Source organism: Cochlodiniinecator piscidefendens (assembly GCF_011326755.1).
GTDB classification, from domain to species: Bacteria; Pseudomonadota; Alphaproteobacteria; order Rhodobacterales; family Rhodobacteraceae; genus Cochlodiniinecator; species Cochlodiniinecator piscidefendens.
This window is the reverse complement of the sequence record NZ_JAAOIE010000004.1, coordinates 58508-73689: the sequence shown is the minus strand read 5'-3', so window position 1 is coordinate 73689 and position 15182 is coordinate 58508. Positions and strand designations below refer to the sequence as shown.

17 protein-coding genes are annotated in these 15182 nt (G+C 50.5%); 13 read left to right on the top strand and 4 right to left on the bottom strand.

The features are described from left to right. The first annotated feature begins 48 nt into the window (after positions 1-48). The 7 genes from hslO to G9C99_RS11835 all read left to right on the top strand — a co-directional run bounded on the left by hslO (position 49) and on the right by G9C99_RS11835 (position 8481). Positions 49-1050: an Hsp33 family molecular chaperone HslO gene (gene hslO, locus G9C99_RS11865; RefSeq protein ID WP_166417728.1), complete on the top strand. Its 1002-nt coding sequence runs from the start codon at positions 49-51 to the stop codon at positions 1048-1050. Continuing rightward, positions 1037-1636, top strand: a complete 600-nt coding sequence (locus G9C99_RS11860; protein WP_166417727.1) for a CoA pyrophosphatase — start codon at positions 1037-1039, stop codon at positions 1634-1636. The genes hslO and G9C99_RS11860 overlap by 14 nt, the downstream gene beginning before the upstream one ends. After that, positions 1633-2799 (top strand): CCA tRNA nucleotidyltransferase, encoded by a 1167-nt coding sequence (locus G9C99_RS11855; RefSeq protein ID WP_166417726.1) that lies wholly within the window; start codon positions 1633-1635, stop codon positions 2797-2799. The genes G9C99_RS11860 and G9C99_RS11855 overlap by 4 nt, the downstream gene beginning before the upstream one ends. Positions 2800-2950: 151 nt before the next feature. Then, entirely contained in the window at positions 2951-4795 is a 1845-nt protein-coding gene (locus G9C99_RS11850) for an ABC transporter ATP-binding protein (RefSeq protein ID WP_166417725.1), read from the top strand. Next, positions 4792-6624 (top strand): ABC transporter ATP-binding protein, encoded by a 1833-nt coding sequence (locus G9C99_RS11845; protein ID WP_166417724.1) that lies wholly within the window; start codon positions 4792-4794, stop codon positions 6622-6624. The genes G9C99_RS11850 and G9C99_RS11845 overlap by 4 nt, the downstream gene beginning before the upstream one ends. Then, positions 6621-7853, top strand: a complete 1233-nt coding sequence (locus G9C99_RS11840) for a class I SAM-dependent RNA methyltransferase (RefSeq protein ID WP_166417723.1) — start codon at positions 6621-6623, stop codon at positions 7851-7853. Before G9C99_RS11845 ends, G9C99_RS11840 begins: the two co-directional genes overlap by 4 nt. 133 nt (positions 7854-7986) lie before the next feature. Continuing rightward, positions 7987-8481, top strand: coding sequence for a L,D-transpeptidase family protein (locus tag G9C99_RS11835; protein WP_166417722.1), 495 nt, complete (start codon positions 7987-7989; stop codon positions 8479-8481). Between the two features lies 1 nt (position 8482). Here G9C99_RS11835 and dalA read toward each other — a convergent pair whose 3' ends face one another. After that, positions 8483-9013 carry a divisome-associated lipoprotein DalA gene (gene dalA / locus G9C99_RS11830; protein WP_166417721.1) on the bottom strand — a complete coding sequence of 177 codons (531 nt, stop codon included), beginning with the start codon at positions 9011-9013 and terminating at the stop codon, positions 8483-8485. 171 nt (positions 9014-9184) lie between these two features. Between dalA and G9C99_RS11825 the strand changes: the two genes are divergently transcribed. Both G9C99_RS11825 and G9C99_RS11820 read left to right on the top strand, forming a co-directional pair. Further along, positions 9185-9790, top strand: a complete 606-nt coding sequence (locus G9C99_RS11825) for a L,D-transpeptidase (RefSeq protein ID WP_166417720.1) — start codon at positions 9185-9187, stop codon at positions 9788-9790. Between the two features lie 143 nt (positions 9791-9933). Next, positions 9934-10116, top strand: a complete 183-nt coding sequence (locus tag G9C99_RS11820; RefSeq protein WP_166417719.1) for a hypothetical protein — start codon at positions 9934-9936, stop codon at positions 10114-10116. A gap of 64 nt (positions 10117-10180) precedes the next feature. Here G9C99_RS11820 and hemH read toward each other — a convergent pair whose 3' ends face one another. After that, positions 10181-11215 (bottom strand): ferrochelatase, encoded by a 1035-nt coding sequence (gene hemH, locus G9C99_RS11815; protein ID WP_166417718.1) that lies wholly within the window; start codon positions 11213-11215, stop codon positions 10181-10183. Then, positions 11212-12060: a methyltransferase domain-containing protein gene (locus G9C99_RS11810; protein ID WP_166417717.1), complete on the bottom strand. Its 849-nt coding sequence runs from the start codon at positions 12058-12060 to the stop codon at positions 11212-11214. The genes hemH and G9C99_RS11810 overlap by 4 nt, the downstream gene beginning before the upstream one ends. Before the next feature lie 45 nt (positions 12061-12105). On the opposite strand from G9C99_RS11810, the gene G9C99_RS11805 reads away from it, so the two are divergent. The 4 genes from G9C99_RS11805 to G9C99_RS11790 are packed head-to-tail and all read left to right on the top strand — an operon-like array spanning position 12106 to position 14392. Continuing rightward, positions 12106-12822, top strand: coding sequence for a ComF family protein (locus G9C99_RS11805; protein ID WP_166417716.1), 717 nt, complete (start codon positions 12106-12108; stop codon positions 12820-12822). A 39-nt stretch (positions 12823-12861) separates the two neighbouring features. Next, complete coding sequence (gene grxC / locus G9C99_RS11800) at positions 12862-13116, top strand: glutaredoxin 3 (protein WP_166417715.1); 255 nt, start codon at positions 12862-12864, stop codon at positions 13114-13116. A 5-nt stretch (positions 13117-13121) separates the two neighbouring features. Beyond that, positions 13122-13976, top strand: coding sequence for a carbon-nitrogen hydrolase family protein (locus tag G9C99_RS11795; RefSeq protein WP_166417714.1), 855 nt, complete (start codon positions 13122-13124; stop codon positions 13974-13976). Further along, positions 13952-14392: a MarR family winged helix-turn-helix transcriptional regulator gene (locus G9C99_RS11790; protein ID WP_166417713.1), complete on the top strand. Its 441-nt coding sequence runs from the start codon at positions 13952-13954 to the stop codon at positions 14390-14392. Before G9C99_RS11795 ends, G9C99_RS11790 begins: the two co-directional genes overlap by 25 nt. Here G9C99_RS11790 and ubiG read toward each other — a convergent pair. Continuing rightward, complete coding sequence (gene ubiG, locus G9C99_RS11785) at positions 14389-15144, bottom strand: bifunctional 2-polyprenyl-6-hydroxyphenol methylase/3-demethylubiquinol 3-O-methyltransferase UbiG (RefSeq protein ID WP_231704056.1); 756 nt, start codon at positions 15142-15144, stop codon at positions 14389-14391. The two genes, G9C99_RS11790 and ubiG, sit on opposite strands and share 4 nt — an antisense overlap. Positions 15145-15182: the final 38 nt, after the last annotated feature.

Below are 15182 nucleotides of genomic sequence, written 5' to 3'. Positions count from 1 at the left end.
TCCCTATATAGTTGCTGTATGCCGCCGCAAAGCGCGTAAGGAAACCCCATGTCATTAACTACACAAATCGCTTGGGACGATACTGTCCTCCCTTTCCAACTGGATCGCTCCGACATTCGTGGTCGGGTTGTGCGCTTAGATGGCGTGCTTGATGCAGTATTGGCACAACATAATTACCCTGCCCAAATCGAAGCTTTGGTTGCGGAAACCGCGTTGCTGACTGCCCTGATTGGTGAGTCAATTAAATTACGTTGGAAGCTGTCTATCCAAGTGCGTGGCGATGGGCCGGCTCGGTTGATCGCAACGGACTATTATGGACCGTCAGCAGATGGCGAACCAGGCCAAGTGCGCGCTTATGCGAGCTTTGACGAAGAGCGGCTTGATCCCGAAAAATCCCCGTTTGAACAGATTGGCAAAGGGTATTTTGCCATTTTGATTGATCAAGGGAATGGGATGAAACCTTATCAGGGGATTACTCCTATTGCGGGTGGATCGTTGTCGGCATGTGCTGAGACGTATTTTGCGCAATCTGAACAGTTGCCGACGCGGTTTCAGCTGACGTTTGGAAAATCCACAATCGCGGGTGGCCCTGAGAAATGGCGTGCGGGCGGCGTTATGTTGCAGCATATGCCAAAAGCATCCCCATCTGTAACCGGTGAAGGTGGCAGCGGCGAAGAAGGTGTTTTGGACGCCAGTGATTTGTTGTCAGATGATGCAGAAGAAAACTGGAACCGCGCGAATATTCTGCTGGATTCCGTAGAAGAAATGGAGCTCATCGGGCCATCTGTTCAGCCAACGGAATTGTTGGTTCGTTTATTCCACGAAGAGGAACCCCGTGTTTTTGATCCGCAATCTGTAAAATTTGGCTGTACGTGTTCTGAGGATCGTGTTCGTCAAAGTTTGTCGATTTATTCGGCGAAAGACATTGCTTACATGACTAAGGAAGACGGCAATGTAACAGCAGATTGTCAGTTTTGCGGTTCTTCTTATACGCTTGATCCAAAGACGGTCGGATTTCAGGCGGAAAGCAAACCGGATGACGAAAGTTGATCTAGAACAAAAGTTGCGAACCGCGCTTGAGAAATCAGGCGCGGCTTCTTCTGATTTTGATCTGAATCCAGAACTGGTTTTACCGGATGATCGTATTCTAAGGCCCGCTGCGGTTCTGGTTGCAGTTCAGGTGGTTGATGATAAAGCCGAAGTCATATTGACCAAGCGCGCGTCGCACCTAAAGCACCATCCAGGTCAAATCGCGTTCCCAGGTGGGAAGCAGGATAAGGCTGATAGCGGACCAATAGACACTGCTCTGCGTGAAGCTGAAGAAGAAATCGGATTAAGACGGGAAAATGTGCAGGTTCTTGGCACACTTCCTATGCACGAAACTGTCACGGGGTTTAATGTAACGCCCGTCCTAGCATTAGTTTCGGATACCGAAGGATTACGCCCCGAACCGGGGGAGGTTGCGGAAATTTTTAGTGTGCCGATTGGTCATTTATTCTGCGCCGAACAGTACAAAGTGCAATCTCGCTATTGGCGACGTTCGCGTCGATACTATTATACGGTTCCTTATGGTCCTTATTACATATGGGGGGCGACGGCACGGATACTCAGATCGTTGGCGGAGCAATATAGATGACAGTGATTGGGGGGGATTGGATCTCTGAACCGGCGACACAGCAGGTTATGAAGATGCTGACCGATGCGGGATATCAGGCCTATTTTGTAGGTGGATGTGTACGCAATGAATTACTGAATGCTCCTGTCGCAGACATTGATATTTCAACCGATGCTACGCCTGATATGGTTTCTAATCTAGCGATTGACGCGGGTTTGAAATCTATTCCCACGGGAATTGAACACGGAACAATAACCGTGGTTTCCGATAGCATCCCACATGAAATCACAACGTTTAGAAAAGACGTGGAAACAGATGGGCGGCGTGCTGTTGTTTCGTTTTCTACGGATATTCAAGATGATGCGCTGCGCCGTGATTTTACGATGAATGCGCTCTATGCGGATGCAAATGGTCAAGTGCTTGATCCGTTAGGTGGTTTACCTGATCTGAGGGCGCGGCAGTTTCGGTTTATCGAAGATGCCGACCGCCGGATTAAGGAAGACTACCTGCGCATTTTGCGGTTCTTTCGGTTTCACGCTTGGTATGGCGACCCCTCTGCCGGGTTGGATGAAGAGGCATTAGCAGCCAGCGCGCAGAATCTGGATGGCATTGGCCAGCTTTCCAAAGAGCGCGTCGGAGCGGAAATGAAAAAACTATTGTTGGCATCCGATCCGGCGCCAGCAGTTGCTGTGATGGAACAAACAGGCGTATTGGCGCAGGTCATTGAAGGGGCATCTGCCAAGGCTTTGCCAGTTTTGGTGCATTTCGAAAATATACTGTGTTTAGATCCTGATCCAATCCGCCGCCTTGCTGTATTAGGTGGGTGTAACCATCTGGAAATGTTGCGGTTGTCTCGGGACGAAGCGAAGCGTCTTGATTTGTTTCGGATTTGGATTGAAAATATGGGCTCAATATCAGAGGCCGCTTATCGTCATGGGACGGAGTTCGCGCTGGGCCTAACCGGACTGCGGGCTGCCTTGTTTGAAACCCCTCCGGGAGAGGGTGTTGCAATGGAAATTCAAAGAGCAAGCAAGGCCAAGTTTCCTATCCGTGCAGACGATTTGATGCCTAATTTTAGGGGGCCTGCGCTGGGCGCAGAATTGAGAAGGCTTGAAAAGGCTTGGATTTTGTCTGACTTTTCTTTGACGCAAGCGGACCTTTTGTCATTTCCGTCTGCAGAGTGACTTTACCGACATAGATGAAGCATGGGTGCGATACAATTTGTACGGTATCGCATGTTTTTGTGAATGAAGTAATTCCAGCCCTTGCAGTTCCGTCGGGCATGGTGTTCCTATGGCGCTGACCGAACGCTTCTTTATTTGAAAGGCACCTCTCGTGCTGAAGTTTTTTGAAGGTCTTGTTGATCCTTATCAACCATACGATGAACTCGATACGCCACCGACCAAGCTCTGGCCATTTTTAAAAGAATACGTTCGCCCGTTTAAGCGCGTGTTCTGGGTTACTGGTATTATGTCGCTGATTGTGGCTGCCGTTGAGATTGGGCTCATTTATTATATGGGCCGTGTCGTGGACATATTGACGGAAACCAATCCGGCGGAATTTATTGCTGAATACGGATTGGAATTGTCTTTGGTGGCGGTTTTCCTGTTGGTTTTCCGGCCCCTGTTACAGGTGATTGATGTTGCGCTGCTGAACAATGCCATTTTGCCCAACATCGGCACAATGATCCGGTGGCGCGCGCATAAACATGTTCTGCGTCAATCTGTTGGGTGGTTTGAAAACGATTTTGCCGGGCGAATTGCCAACCGGATCATGCAAACCCCACCGGCCGTTGGCGAAGCGGTGTTTCAGGTCTTTGATGCGATGACGTTTTCGCTTGCGTATTTGATTGGTGCGGCAATTGTATTGGCGGATTCCGACCCGAGGCTCGCTGTACCCTTGGTCATTTGGTTTGTACTTTATGCGCTGTTGGTGCGTTGGACGATGCGCCGGGTTGGAGTAGCTTCAAAAGCAGCATCAGATGCGCGGTCAAAGGTGACGGGGCGTGTTGTTGACAGCTATGCCAACATTCATTCGGTTAAACTGTTTTCACAGAACGACAGCGAAATCGAATATGCGCGCGACGCAATTGAAGAATCACGTCGTACCTTTCAGGCTGAAATGCGTATTTTCACCAAAATGGATGTGGCCTTGGTCACGATCAATGGATTTTTGATCGTTGGCGTCGTCGGATGGGGTGTATTGCTTTGGGCGAATGATCTGGCGTCTGTTGGCGTTGTTGCAGCTGCATCTGCTTTGACATTGCGATTGAATGCAATGACCGGCTGGATCATGTGGGCCTTGTCCAGCTTTTTCCGAAACCTTGGGGTTATTGCGGAAGGCATGGAAACCATCGCACAGCCGATAAGATTGGTTGACGAAAAAGACGCCGGAAATTTGGCGTTGAAACGTGGTGCGATTGAATTACGCGATTTATCGCACCATTACGGACGCGAAAGCGGTGGCCTATCGGATGTCAACCTGTCCATTGCCGCGGGCCAAAAGATAGGTTTGATTGGGCGATCAGGCGCGGGAAAAACCACATTGGTCAAATTGCTGTTGCGGTTTTATGACCCCGATCGTGGTCAGGTTTTGCTGGATAATACGGATGTTCGCAGCGTGACCCAAGATAGCCTGCGTGCCCATATTGGCATGGTGCAACAGGACAGTTCGCTTTTGCATCGATCTGTGCGTGACAACATATTGTATGGTCGACCCGAAGCGACCGAAGATATGATGATTGAGGCGGCCAAACGTGCAGAGGCTCACGAATTTATCCTTACACTTGAAGATCCTGAAGGTCGTACTGGATACGATGCCCAAGTGGGTGAACGTGGCGTGAAGCTTTCTGGTGGGCAACGCCAGCGGGTAGCGCTTGCGCGGGTGATCCTAAAGGACGCGCCAATTTTGCTGTTGGACGAAGCAACAAGCGCTTTGGACAGCGAGGTTGAGGCGGCTATTCAGGAAACGCTTTATGGCATGATGGAAGGTAAAACCGTGATTGCAATTGCACACCGTTTGTCGACCATTGCGCAGATGGATCGCATTTTAGTGCTGGATGGCGGGCAAATTATCGAAGACGGAAATCACGAGACATTGCTCGCAAATGGTGGCCTCTATGCCAGTTTCTGGTCGCGGCAATCTGGTGGCTTTATCGGAACCGAAGAAGGTGAAGAATGAAAATATCATCACTGATTAACGCCTTTGAACCTGCAACTGGGGCCCCGCCGCGCACTCTGGCTGCATTTATGGGATGGTGCCTAAAGGGGGCAATGCCGATGCTGGTTCTGGCTGGGGTTATTTCAGCTGGGGCGGGTGTGACCGAAGTTATGACCGCGCTTTTAATTGGATTGGTGATTGATGGAGTTGTTGATCAAGGCACGGATTTTGTAAGCACCCATATTCCTATGCTGCTGGGTATCGCTGGGTTTTTCCTTATTTTGCGGCCGACAATGTTTGGCGTTTCGGCAGCAATGCAATCTTTGGCTGTTGGGCCAAACATTCGCCCGTTGGTTCTATCGAGGTTGAATAGATATACACTGGGCCATGATGTTAGTTTTTTTGACAATGACTTTGCTGGGCGGATTGCACAAAAGCAGATGCAAACGGCGCGTGCAGTGACGGATGTTGTGACAGAATGTATCAACGTTGTGGCCTTCGCGCTGGCGACACTTGTTGGGTCCGCGCTTTTGTTAACGGCCATTGATTGGCGTATTGCATTGGTTTTGGCGATTTGGATGGTGGGCTACCTTAGTTTGATCCGTTGGTTCATGCCGCGCATTCGTGTGCGCTCAGCGCAACGCGCAGGGGCGCAAGCCAACCTGACCGGGCAAATTGTTGATACGGTTACAAACATCAAAACTGTAAAATTGTTCGCCCATCACAAACACGAAGATCGTGCTGCTTTGGATGCAATGGACCGTTGGCGTGACACTGCGGTTGCCTTTGGAGGGTTGGCGACAGCATTTCGGTTTTCGCTGATGGCGACGGCTGGTGCATTACCTGTCATACTTGTTGGCGGGGCGTTATGGCTCTGGAGTTATGGTATGGCGTCGGCAGGTGACATTGCTGCGACAAGCGCGGTGGCTATTCGTATTGCGCAAATGACGGGCTGGGTCAGTTTTGTATTGATGGCAGTTTATGCCAACATTGGCGAAGTCGAAAATGGAATGGAAACCCTAACACCTGCCCATGATTTGGTTGATGCGCAAAATGCCAGCGCTCTTAATGTGACAAAGGGCGTCGTGCAGTTCGATGCAGCGAGTTTTGCCTATGGGCGCGCTACCGGTGGTGTAACCGAGTTAAATTTAACCATTCAGGGTGGCGAAAAAATCGGGATTGTTGGCGCATCAGGGGCGGGTAAATCGACGCTCGTTTCGTTGCTATTGCGGTTGTATGACACGGAGCAAGGTGGCGTTTTGATTGACGGACAAAATGTACGGGACGTGACCCAAGAAAGCCTGCGTCAACAAATCGGAATGGTCACGCAGGAAACCGCGATGTTTAACCGCTCTGCCATGGATAATATTCTCTATGGGCGGCCTGATGCGACGAAAGATGAGGTGATCGAGGCTGCCAAACGCGCGGAGGCGCATGGGTTCATCGAGGGGTTGGAGGACCACAAAGGCAACTGCGGATATGATGCGTTTCTGGGCGAACGCGGCGTGAAATTGTCCGGGGGGCAACGTCAGCGTATTGCCTTGGCCCGCGCGATCTTAAAAGACGCACCTATTCTTGTTCTGGACGAAGCCACCAGCGCACTGGATAGCGAAGTTGAGGCGGCCATTCAGACGGCGCTTGAACGTGTTATGGATGGAAAAACGGTCTTGGCGATTGCGCATAGACTTTCGACAATTGCCCGAATGGACCGAATTGTGGTGTTAGAAGACGGGAAAATCGCAGAAATCGGTACACATTCGGCGCTTTTGGCAAATGGGGGGCTTTACGCTCGGTACTGGAGCAGGCAATCAGGCGGCTTTATCGGGATCGAAGAGACGGTTGAAGCATGAAAACGACAATTGAACGCCTAGGCCACCAAGGGGACGCTATTGCAGCGGGCCCAATTTTTGTGACTGGCGCTTTGCCCGGTGAAGAGGTCGAAGGTGATGTCGTTGGGGATCGTATGATCGCACCCAAGATCATCACGCCCTCTGCTGACCGGGTAAAACCACCCTGTTCGCACGCAAAAAGTTGCGGTGGATGTTCTCTTCAGCATGCGTCGGATGCTTTTGTCGAAGACTGGAAGCAGGGTGTCGTTGATACTGCACTCATAGCGCAGGGTGTAGAGGCTAAGGCCGCATGTATTAAAACATCCCCGCCACGATCGCGCCGCCGTGCCTCTTTGTCAGGGAAGCGGACCAAAAAAGGTGCGATTGTTGGGTTTCATGGTCGCGCCTCTGGAACCGTGATCGAAGTCCCTAACTGTACTTTGCTGCATCCCGATTTGATGGACATTATACCTGTTCTTCAGGAAATGACCGTTCTGGGTGCTTCACGCAAAGGCGAAGCCAGCTTTACGATTGCTCAAACATTGAATGGTGTCGATGTCTTGGTACGTGATGTAAAGCCAGCGGATACGCCATTACGGATGGAATTGGCCCAATTGGCAGGCAAAGCCGGGTTATCGCGTCTAACGTGGGAAGATGAACTCATCGCAGGTCGTGCACCGGCCTACCAGATGTTTGGTAAGGCTTCTGTCGCCCCACCGCCGGGGGCATTTTTGCAGGCAACCCGCGAAGGTGAACAGGCGTTGCTAGCCCCAGTGTTGGACGCTTTGGATGGTGCAAAAAAGGTTGTTGATCTGTTTGCTGGAAGTGGCACATTCAGCCTGCCAGCCGCCGAAACAGCAGAGGTTCACGCCGTTGAAAGTGAAGGCAATATGTTGTCCGCGCTTGACACGGGTTGGCGGCAGGCCAAGGGCCTAAAACGGGTCACAACAGAAACTCGCGATTTGTTTCGCCGCCCTTTGATGCCGGATGAATTTAAGTTTGTAGACGCCGTGATTATTGACCCGCCACGCGCCGGGGCGGAAGCCCAGATAAAAGAGCTGGCAAAATCGGATGTTCCGGTGATCGCGATGGTATCGTGTAACCCTGTGACGTTTGCCCGTGATGCACGGTTGTTGGTTGGGGCCGGGTATAGTTTGGGGTCAATCACTGTTGTTGATCAATTCCGTTGGTCACCGCACGTTGAATTGGTTGCATCGTTTACGAAACCTCGGCCGAAACGCGCGGCTTAAGCATCTGAACTGGCGGGAGTTAGCCATGTTCACGAGTCATTGATAATTGGAGCTACGTACGGTCTGTATTTATTTTTCGTTTTCGGGTATGTGTAAAAGAAAAAACGATACAACAAAGACGTATGAGGCGAAAATGGACAGAGCATCGTTTCTAAAAGGAACGGGCGCGTTGTTACTTTTGGGGGCCTGTGGTTCAGGCAGACGACAGTATGGCGGCCCAGAAGTTACGCGTATTTCAATAGATAAAAGTGCCCGCAGGTTGGTACTGTTTAATAATCGGCGTGTTTTGCGTCGTTACAATGTTGCACTTGGCTTTGCCCCAGCTGGTGACAAACAGGTGCAAGGTGATGGGCGCACACCTGAAGGTGAGTATCACATCGACCGTCGCAACCCCGAAAGCATGTTCCATTTGTCGTTGGGGATTTCATATCCGAACGAACAGGATCGCGCCGAAGCAGCGGCGCTTGGCCAACCTCCTGGTGGGGACATTTTCATCCATGGTGCAAGTCGGCCATTTGGGCGACGCAGTGGCGATTGGACCGCAGGGTGCATTGCGGTCACAAATGAAGAAATGGAAGAAATTTATACGATGGTCGAAACCGGTACACCGATTTCAATCAAAGCTTAGATCAGTTCGCCAGCGCAAATTGTTGTGCTGGCGCCGCCAAGATTAAGGTCCACCAGATTTTTCCGTTGGATTCCTGATGCCAAGAAAAGCCCATATCCACGGCTTCGGCGTCTAAAATTACGCCGCGCGTGTCTTGCAATTCCATCCAAGCGGCGAGTGTTTCAAGCTCTGTTTCGTATGTTTCAGAGATGTTTTCACCCAACAGGCGGCCCTGATATCCGGTGCGCACAACGCGATCAATTGGGGATGACCCATCAGAACCAAAGTGCCAAGGACGGTTTTGAACAGACATATCTAACGAATGGGTGGCGGCCGCCGCGTTCAGTTGGCTGTTTAGGCTTACACCTTGAAGGCCAGCTGCAAACCGCAGCGAATTAATAGAATCAAGCATGCGAATCTGAACACGGTCCGCATTGGTGATGCGATACGCACGTTGCAAAGGTTGGCCATCTGGCCCCAAAACAGTCGAAGTAGTTGTGCAAGCAGCTAATCCAGCCACCAAGATAAGCATCAAACCAATAAAACGCGCCATTTGACACCCAATTCCTAAATTTCTTTAACCTTCCTCTAACGACTCAAGCGTTGCGATTCAAACCCACAGTGCGCGGAAACGGCGATTCTATGCTTGTTTGATTTGCGACTGCGTCATTCTCGCAATAATATCGCCCGATAGTTCGAACCAATGATCTAAGGAGTTGGTGACATGAAAAATGATAAAACCAAATTTATCTCACGACGCGGGTTTTTAGGTAGCTCAGTTGCAGCAGCAAGTCTGATTGCGTCTCCTGCCTTGGCGCAGTCTACGGGCAGCACCACTGAATTCGAAACAAGTGCGTCAGATACGGTTCGCCGCAATATATCGAGTTTTCGGACGCTGCGCTGGCAGCCGTATTTTGACAACTTAAATAGCGGTGCGATTTTGGTCGATATAACTTCGCGTGCGTTACATTACTGGAATGCAGGCGGAACAGTTTATAAATTGTACCCGACGTCGGTCCCCCTGTCTGAGGATCTGACACGCCGCGGGCGTACCTCTGTTATCCGCAAAGTCGAAGGGCCAAGCTGGAGCCCGACGCCATCTATGCGCATTCGCAATCCGGAGTGGCCTGAGTTCGTCCCTCCTGGACCAAACAATCCTTTAGGGACGCATGCCCTCTATTTGGGGTGGACTTACTACCGTATTCACGGCACACACGATACGCGTAAAATTGGTCGTCGCTCCTCTAACGGTTGCATCGGCCTATATAACGAAGACATTTCAGAATTGTTCTCATTGGTGGGCGTGGGGGCGCAAGTGTTGCTAATTTGACGACATTTGCAGCTTCTACACGGTTTCTGAGGTAAGATATGTTTGCAATTTACTTATTCTGCTGATTATACGAAGATACAAATTACAGTCTTGGGTGTCATATGTCGCCTATGGTGTGACGTTGACAAATTCTGGAGAATACTATGAAAAAAATCGCTCTCGCTGCCGCAGTTTCAGTAGCCGCAACTTCAGCTTTCGCTGGTTCTTATGAAGCACCAGTAATGGAAGCACCTGTCATCATCGAAGAAGTACAAACTTCTTCTTCTTCTGGTGGCATCGTTGTTCCACTTCTACTGCTCGTAATGTTGGCTGCTGCTGCTTCCTAATAGCGCGCACAACTTATTTAAAAAGGCATCGGATTTTCCGGTGCCTTTTTTATTTGCAATGGATTTATTTAATCCATCCGGACAGGTTATCCTGAACAATGGATGCCAAAGCCTGAATATGTACAGCGTCATCATTGAGGCACGGGATATAAGTAAAGGTTTCGCCGCCCGCTTCTTCAAAGCTTTCCTTAATTTCCTCATTAATTTCTTCGAGGGTTTCAATGCAATCCGCTGAGAAAGCGGGTGCAATAACGGCGATGTTCTTTTTGCCGCTTTTTGCCAGTCGCGCTACTTCTTCAACTGTGTAGGGTTGAAGCCATTCTTCAGGACCAAACTTGGATTGGAAGGTGGTGACGATGTGCCCATCTTCCCAACCTAGGCGTTCTTTCAGCAGGCGCGAAGTTTTTTGGCATTGGCAATGATAGGGATCGCCCTGCATCAAATAGCGTTTTGGCATGCCGTGATATGAGGCAATGAGGTGATCAGGGCGCACGTCCATATTTGCATAGGCACGTTCAACGGATTGCGCGAGCGCATCAACATAGTTTGAATTATCAAAATACGCGGGAACAGTGCGTACGGCTGGTTGCCAAGGCGCAGATTTCAGCGCTGCAAAAAAGCTGTCGTTTGCTGTTGCCGTCGTCGCACCAGCGTATTGAGGATACAGCGGGAAAAAGAGTATTTTATCGCAACCGTCTTTGATCATCTGATCGACTTTGGACTGGGTGGACGGGTTGCCGTACCGCATACAAAAATCGACGACGACGTGATCGCCCAGCGTGGCCCGCAATTGTTCACGCAAGGCTTCAGTTTGGCTTTTTGTAATGGTCATAAGGGGGCTTTCGCCGGCTTCTTCGTTCCAAATACTTTTGTAAGCCGCGCCAGAGCTAAAGGGCCGTTTGGATAAAATAACGAGTTGTAGCAGTGGTTGCCATTTCCAAGCGGGATAATCAATGACACGCTGATCCGATAAAAATTCGCCCAGATACCGACGCATGGACCAATAGTCGTATCCGTCCGGTGTGCCTAGATTTGCGATTAGAACACCAATTTTCCGAGTTGGAAGCTTTGGATGATCCGAGGGTAAAATATTGGTCATGATTTGTCCTTTCTCGGGATCGTGAAATCCGAAAGCTTTGTTTCGTCTGTTCCAAGTGCATCGGCTAAGCGTTGGGCGGCCGATCCAGGCCGCATTGGCTTTTGTTGACTTTCGTCTGGGGCCCAACCGGTAAGATATACGACTTCAAAAGTCGCTGGAATGCGACCATCTGTTTGGCCAAAGGCGCTGTGGTAGATTTCGTTGGTTTTGGCAAAAACCTTACGGTTTGTTGGTTTGCGTAGCCTGTCGGACAATGTGTTCGTTTCGCCCATCGCGCGCAGATCTCGCATAAGATGAAGCGCACTTTGATAGGTAACTGTTTTCACGGCTGAGTCCGCGACTGGCAATGCCAAACCACCGCGTTGCAACAATGCGCCAAGATCACGCAATTCCCCCATAGGGGCGATACGCGGTGAAAGGCCACCCATCACAGCGATTTCCGCTTCGGACAGGGCGGCCCTTAATTCTGAAAGCGTTTGCCCGCCAAAAAGCGCCGCAATAAATAGACCATCGGACTTTAATGCTCTGTGGCATTGAATAATCTGGCCTACTGGATCGTTTGCCCAATGAAGAGCCATGGCGTGGATCACCAAATCAAACTGACCCAAAGGTAAGGCGAGTAAATCATCGTCTGCAATGATTGTTGCGTATGGAAAACGATCCGCCCAGATTTCTGGGAAAGGGGTCACAATCGCTACGTCTGTAAACGTTCTGTTAACCTCAGTTAGTCTTTCCTGAATTTCATCAGCGGTATCATCCTGCAAAAACAGATCGGCCCGGTTTTTCACACGGGATCGTTTTTGCAGAACAGCGGCGCGATCGAACAGCTGGGTGGGGTGTTGCATCTAGCTTCCTTTGAATCGCGGGCACTTTAGAAGGATGGAACGACAATGCAAAGCGCCCTCAAAGTGATTTTTCCACCACGCTGTATTTCTTGCGGTGGATTGGTTGATCAAGATTTTGGTCTGTGTGGAAAATGTTGGCGTGATACACCATTTATCGCAGGAACAGTCTGCGACACCTGCGGTGCCCCGCTGCCGGGGGAGGATGAAGCATTGGTTGCTCATTGTGATGAATGCATCCAAACACAGCGGCCTTGGTCGAACGGCCGCGCGGCGCTCGTTTACAAAGACAATGCCCGAAAAATTGTTTTGGGATTGAAACACGGTGACCATACGGAATTGGCGCGCCCGGCCAGCGAATGGATGGCGCGCGTCGCAACGCCAGTATTGGTGCCAAATATGTTGATTGCACCTGTTCCGTTACATTGGACGCGATTGTTAAAGCGACGCTATAATCAGGCTGCTTTGCTAGGGCGGGGCGTTGCAGGGCATTTGGGGATTTCGTATTGCCCCGATTTATTAACGAGGCGCATAGGCACGAAATCACTGGAAGGCGAGGGTCGCGATGCGCGGTTTGCCTTACTTCAGGGCGCGATAACTCATACCCCGAAACGACGTCACAGAATAGCCGGTCGTCCCGTGCTGTTGGTGGATGATGTTATGACATCTGGTGCGACGCTGGCCGCTTGCGCCGAGGCATGTTTTGTTGCGGGGGCTGCTCACGTTTCTGTGCTTACACTGGCACGCGTTGCTAAGGACGCTTAAATGCCTATAGTTCAAAAAAACTCGTGATAAGGCACCACTATGAAAACCGTTGAAATTTATACATCTCCATTGTGTGGCTACTGCCATGCTGCAAAACGTTTGTTGAAAGCCAAAGGCGTAAAATTCAACGAAGTTGACGTGTTGCGTAACCCAAACAAAAAGCAAGAAATGGTTAAGCGTTCGCAAGGTGTGACGTCTGTTCCGCAAATTTTCATTGGGAAAGAACACATTGGCGGTTGCGATGAACTGCACGCGCTTGAGCGTCAAGGCGCGCTTGATCTGATGTTGGCATAATAGAAATGCGTGTAGGACTATTGCAGTTGACCTCCGGTGACACGCCGGAGGCAAATATCCCGCAAATACTGACATATATGCGAGATGTAGCGGCACGTGGTGCAGAGTTTATTCTCACACCCGAGGTGACAAATTGTGTCTCTCTATCGCGTAAACACCAGCAAGAAGTCCTTCATTTTGAAGAAGACGATCCGACGCTCACTGCTATTTGCGCTGAAGCCAAAGCATTGGGCGTTTGGGTTTTGATTGGTTCACTCGGTTTGAAAACCAACGATGTCGATGGGCGTTTTGCAAATCGATCGTTCATGATTTCCCCAGAAGGGGAGATCAAAGCACGCTATGATAAAATCCATATGTTTGATGTGGATATCGATGAAACTGAATCCTTTCGCGAATCATCGGGATATCGCCCTGGGGATCAGGCCGTTGTTGTGGAAACTGATTTTGCACCCGTCGGAATGAGCATCTGCTATGATTTGCGATTTGCGCATTTGCATCGGGCACTGGCCCATGCAGGGGCAAAAATCTTGACAATTCCGGCAGCATTTTCCCCGGTTTCGGGGGCAGCACATTGGCATGTCTTGTTGCGTGCGCGGGCCATAGAAACAGGGTGTTTCGTGATCGCGCCTGCGCAATGTGGTACCCATTCGGCGCAATCGGGGCCTTTGCGCAAAACATACGGGCATTCGCTTGTTGTGTCGCCTTGGGGGGAAATTTTAGCCGATGGTGGGGTGGAGCCAGGCGTTACACTCGTTGATTTTGATCTGAAAGAGGTGGATAAGTGCCGGCGAATGATACCGTCGATCGCCCATGATCGCCCCTTTGCAGGTCCCGTATGCCCGAGTCAGAAGACACTTTAGCAGTTGCGTTATTCTCAGAAATTCTGATGGCGGATCAGCTTGCCCGGTCTCGTCTGTCGAAAGTACTGCCAAAGGGGATGGAGTTAAGCCATTTCTCGGTGCTCAATCATTTGGCCCATAGCAATGATGAAAAATCACCAGCACAATTGGCGGCTGCGTTTCACGTGACCCGTGGGGCAATGACCAACACGTTGTCAAAGCTTGAATGGGCTGGGCATATTCATATCCGCCCTGATTGGGATGATGCACGCCGCAAATTCGTGGCAATCAGCCCGGCGGGGCGCAAGGCGTGCGACGCTGCCATTCAATCCATTTCGCCAGTGATCAGCGACGTTGTAAAGAAAATTGGCAGCGACAAAGTACGCGCAGCCCTACCGGTTTTACGCGAACTTCGGCACCGATTGGATGACGTTTAAGGCTTTGTGCTTGCGGTAACGTAGTTCACGGACAAATCTCGGTCTGAAATAGACCACGCCCAAGAGATAGGATTAAATACAAAACCCTTGCGATCAACTGGGGTCAGTGAGGCGGTTTTGATCAGGTTGAACAATTCGTCAGGGGTGATGAATTTATGCCATTCGTGGGTGCCTTTGGGTAACCAGCGCATCACGTATTCCGCCCCAACAATCGCCATCATAAAGCTTTTTGGATTGCGGTTGATCGTTGAACACAGCATCAGTCCGCCTGATTTCAGTAATTGATTGCAGGCGTTCAAAAAGGCCTGCGGATCAGCAACATGTTCGATGACTTCCATATTCAGGATCACGTCAAATTGCTCGCCGTCGTCAATCAAAGATTCAGCCGCACAATTGCGATAATCGATGGTAAGGCCGGATTGCTCAGCGTGAAGGCGCGCGACAGGGATATTGGCAGGGGCAGCATCCGCCCCGACAACGTCTGCGCCCAGCCGTGCCATCGGTTCAGAAAGTAGCCCGCCGCCACACCCGATATCGAGAACACGCAAACCGGCAAATGGGGCTGCGTCATCCAGATCACGGTCAAACTCAGCAGCGATTTGCCGGGTAATGTAATCCAACCGACAAGGGTTCATTAGATGTAGCGGTTTAAACTTGCCGTTTGTGTCCCACCATTCTGCTGCCATCGCTTCAAATTTTGCAACTTCAGCGGGATCAATTGTGTTTTCGGCTCTGGCATCTGCGCTAGGCATTCTATACTCCATATATGTAATGGCGGCGCTTAGGGGGC

Excerpts from the sequence above, each read along its gene's own strand:
- grxC (WP_166417715.1), top strand. The coding sequence starts at position 12,862 with ATGAAAACCGTTGAAATTTATACATCTCCATTGTGTGGCTACTGCCAT.
- G9C99_RS11805 (WP_166417716.1), top strand. The coding sequence starts at position 12,106 with ATGCAAAGCGCCCTCAAAGTGATTTTTCCACCACGCTGTATTTCTTGC.
- G9C99_RS11810 (WP_166417717.1), bottom strand. The coding sequence starts at position 12,060 with ATGCAACACCCCACCCAGCTGTTCGATCGCGCCGCTGTTCTGCAAAAA.
- G9C99_RS11825 (WP_166417720.1), top strand. The coding sequence starts at position 9,185 with ATGAAAAATGATAAAACCAAATTTATCTCACGACGCGGGTTTTTAGGT.
- G9C99_RS11790 (WP_166417713.1), top strand. The coding sequence starts at position 13,952 with ATGCCCGAGTCAGAAGACACTTTAGCAGTTGCGTTATTCTCAGAAATT.
- G9C99_RS11835 (WP_166417722.1), top strand. The coding sequence starts at position 7,987 with ATGGACAGAGCATCGTTTCTAAAAGGAACGGGCGCGTTGTTACTTTTG.
- G9C99_RS11860 (WP_166417727.1), top strand. The coding sequence starts at position 1,037 with ATGACGAAAGTTGATCTAGAACAAAAGTTGCGAACCGCGCTTGAGAAA.
- hslO (WP_166417728.1), top strand. The coding sequence starts at position 49 with ATGTCATTAACTACACAAATCGCTTGGGACGATACTGTCCTCCCTTTC.
- G9C99_RS11795 (WP_166417714.1), top strand. The coding sequence starts at position 13,122 with ATGCGTGTAGGACTATTGCAGTTGACCTCCGGTGACACGCCGGAGGCA.
- ubiG (WP_231704056.1), bottom strand. The coding sequence starts at position 15,144 with ATGCCTAGCGCAGATGCCAGAGCCGAAAACACAATTGATCCCGCTGAA.
- G9C99_RS11820 (WP_166417719.1), top strand. The coding sequence starts at position 9,934 with ATGAAAAAAATCGCTCTCGCTGCCGCAGTTTCAGTAGCCGCAACTTCA.
- G9C99_RS11840 (WP_166417723.1), top strand. The coding sequence starts at position 6,621 with ATGAAAACGACAATTGAACGCCTAGGCCACCAAGGGGACGCTATTGCA.
- dalA (WP_166417721.1), bottom strand. The coding sequence starts at position 9,013 with ATGGCGCGTTTTATTGGTTTGATGCTTATCTTGGTGGCTGGATTAGCT.
- hemH (WP_166417718.1), bottom strand. The coding sequence starts at position 11,215 with ATGACCAATATTTTACCCTCGGATCATCCAAAGCTTCCAACTCGGAAA.
- G9C99_RS11845 (WP_166417724.1), top strand. The coding sequence starts at position 4,792 with ATGAAAATATCATCACTGATTAACGCCTTTGAACCTGCAACTGGGGCC.
- G9C99_RS11855 (WP_166417726.1), top strand. The coding sequence starts at position 1,633 with ATGACAGTGATTGGGGGGGATTGGATCTCTGAACCGGCGACACAGCAG.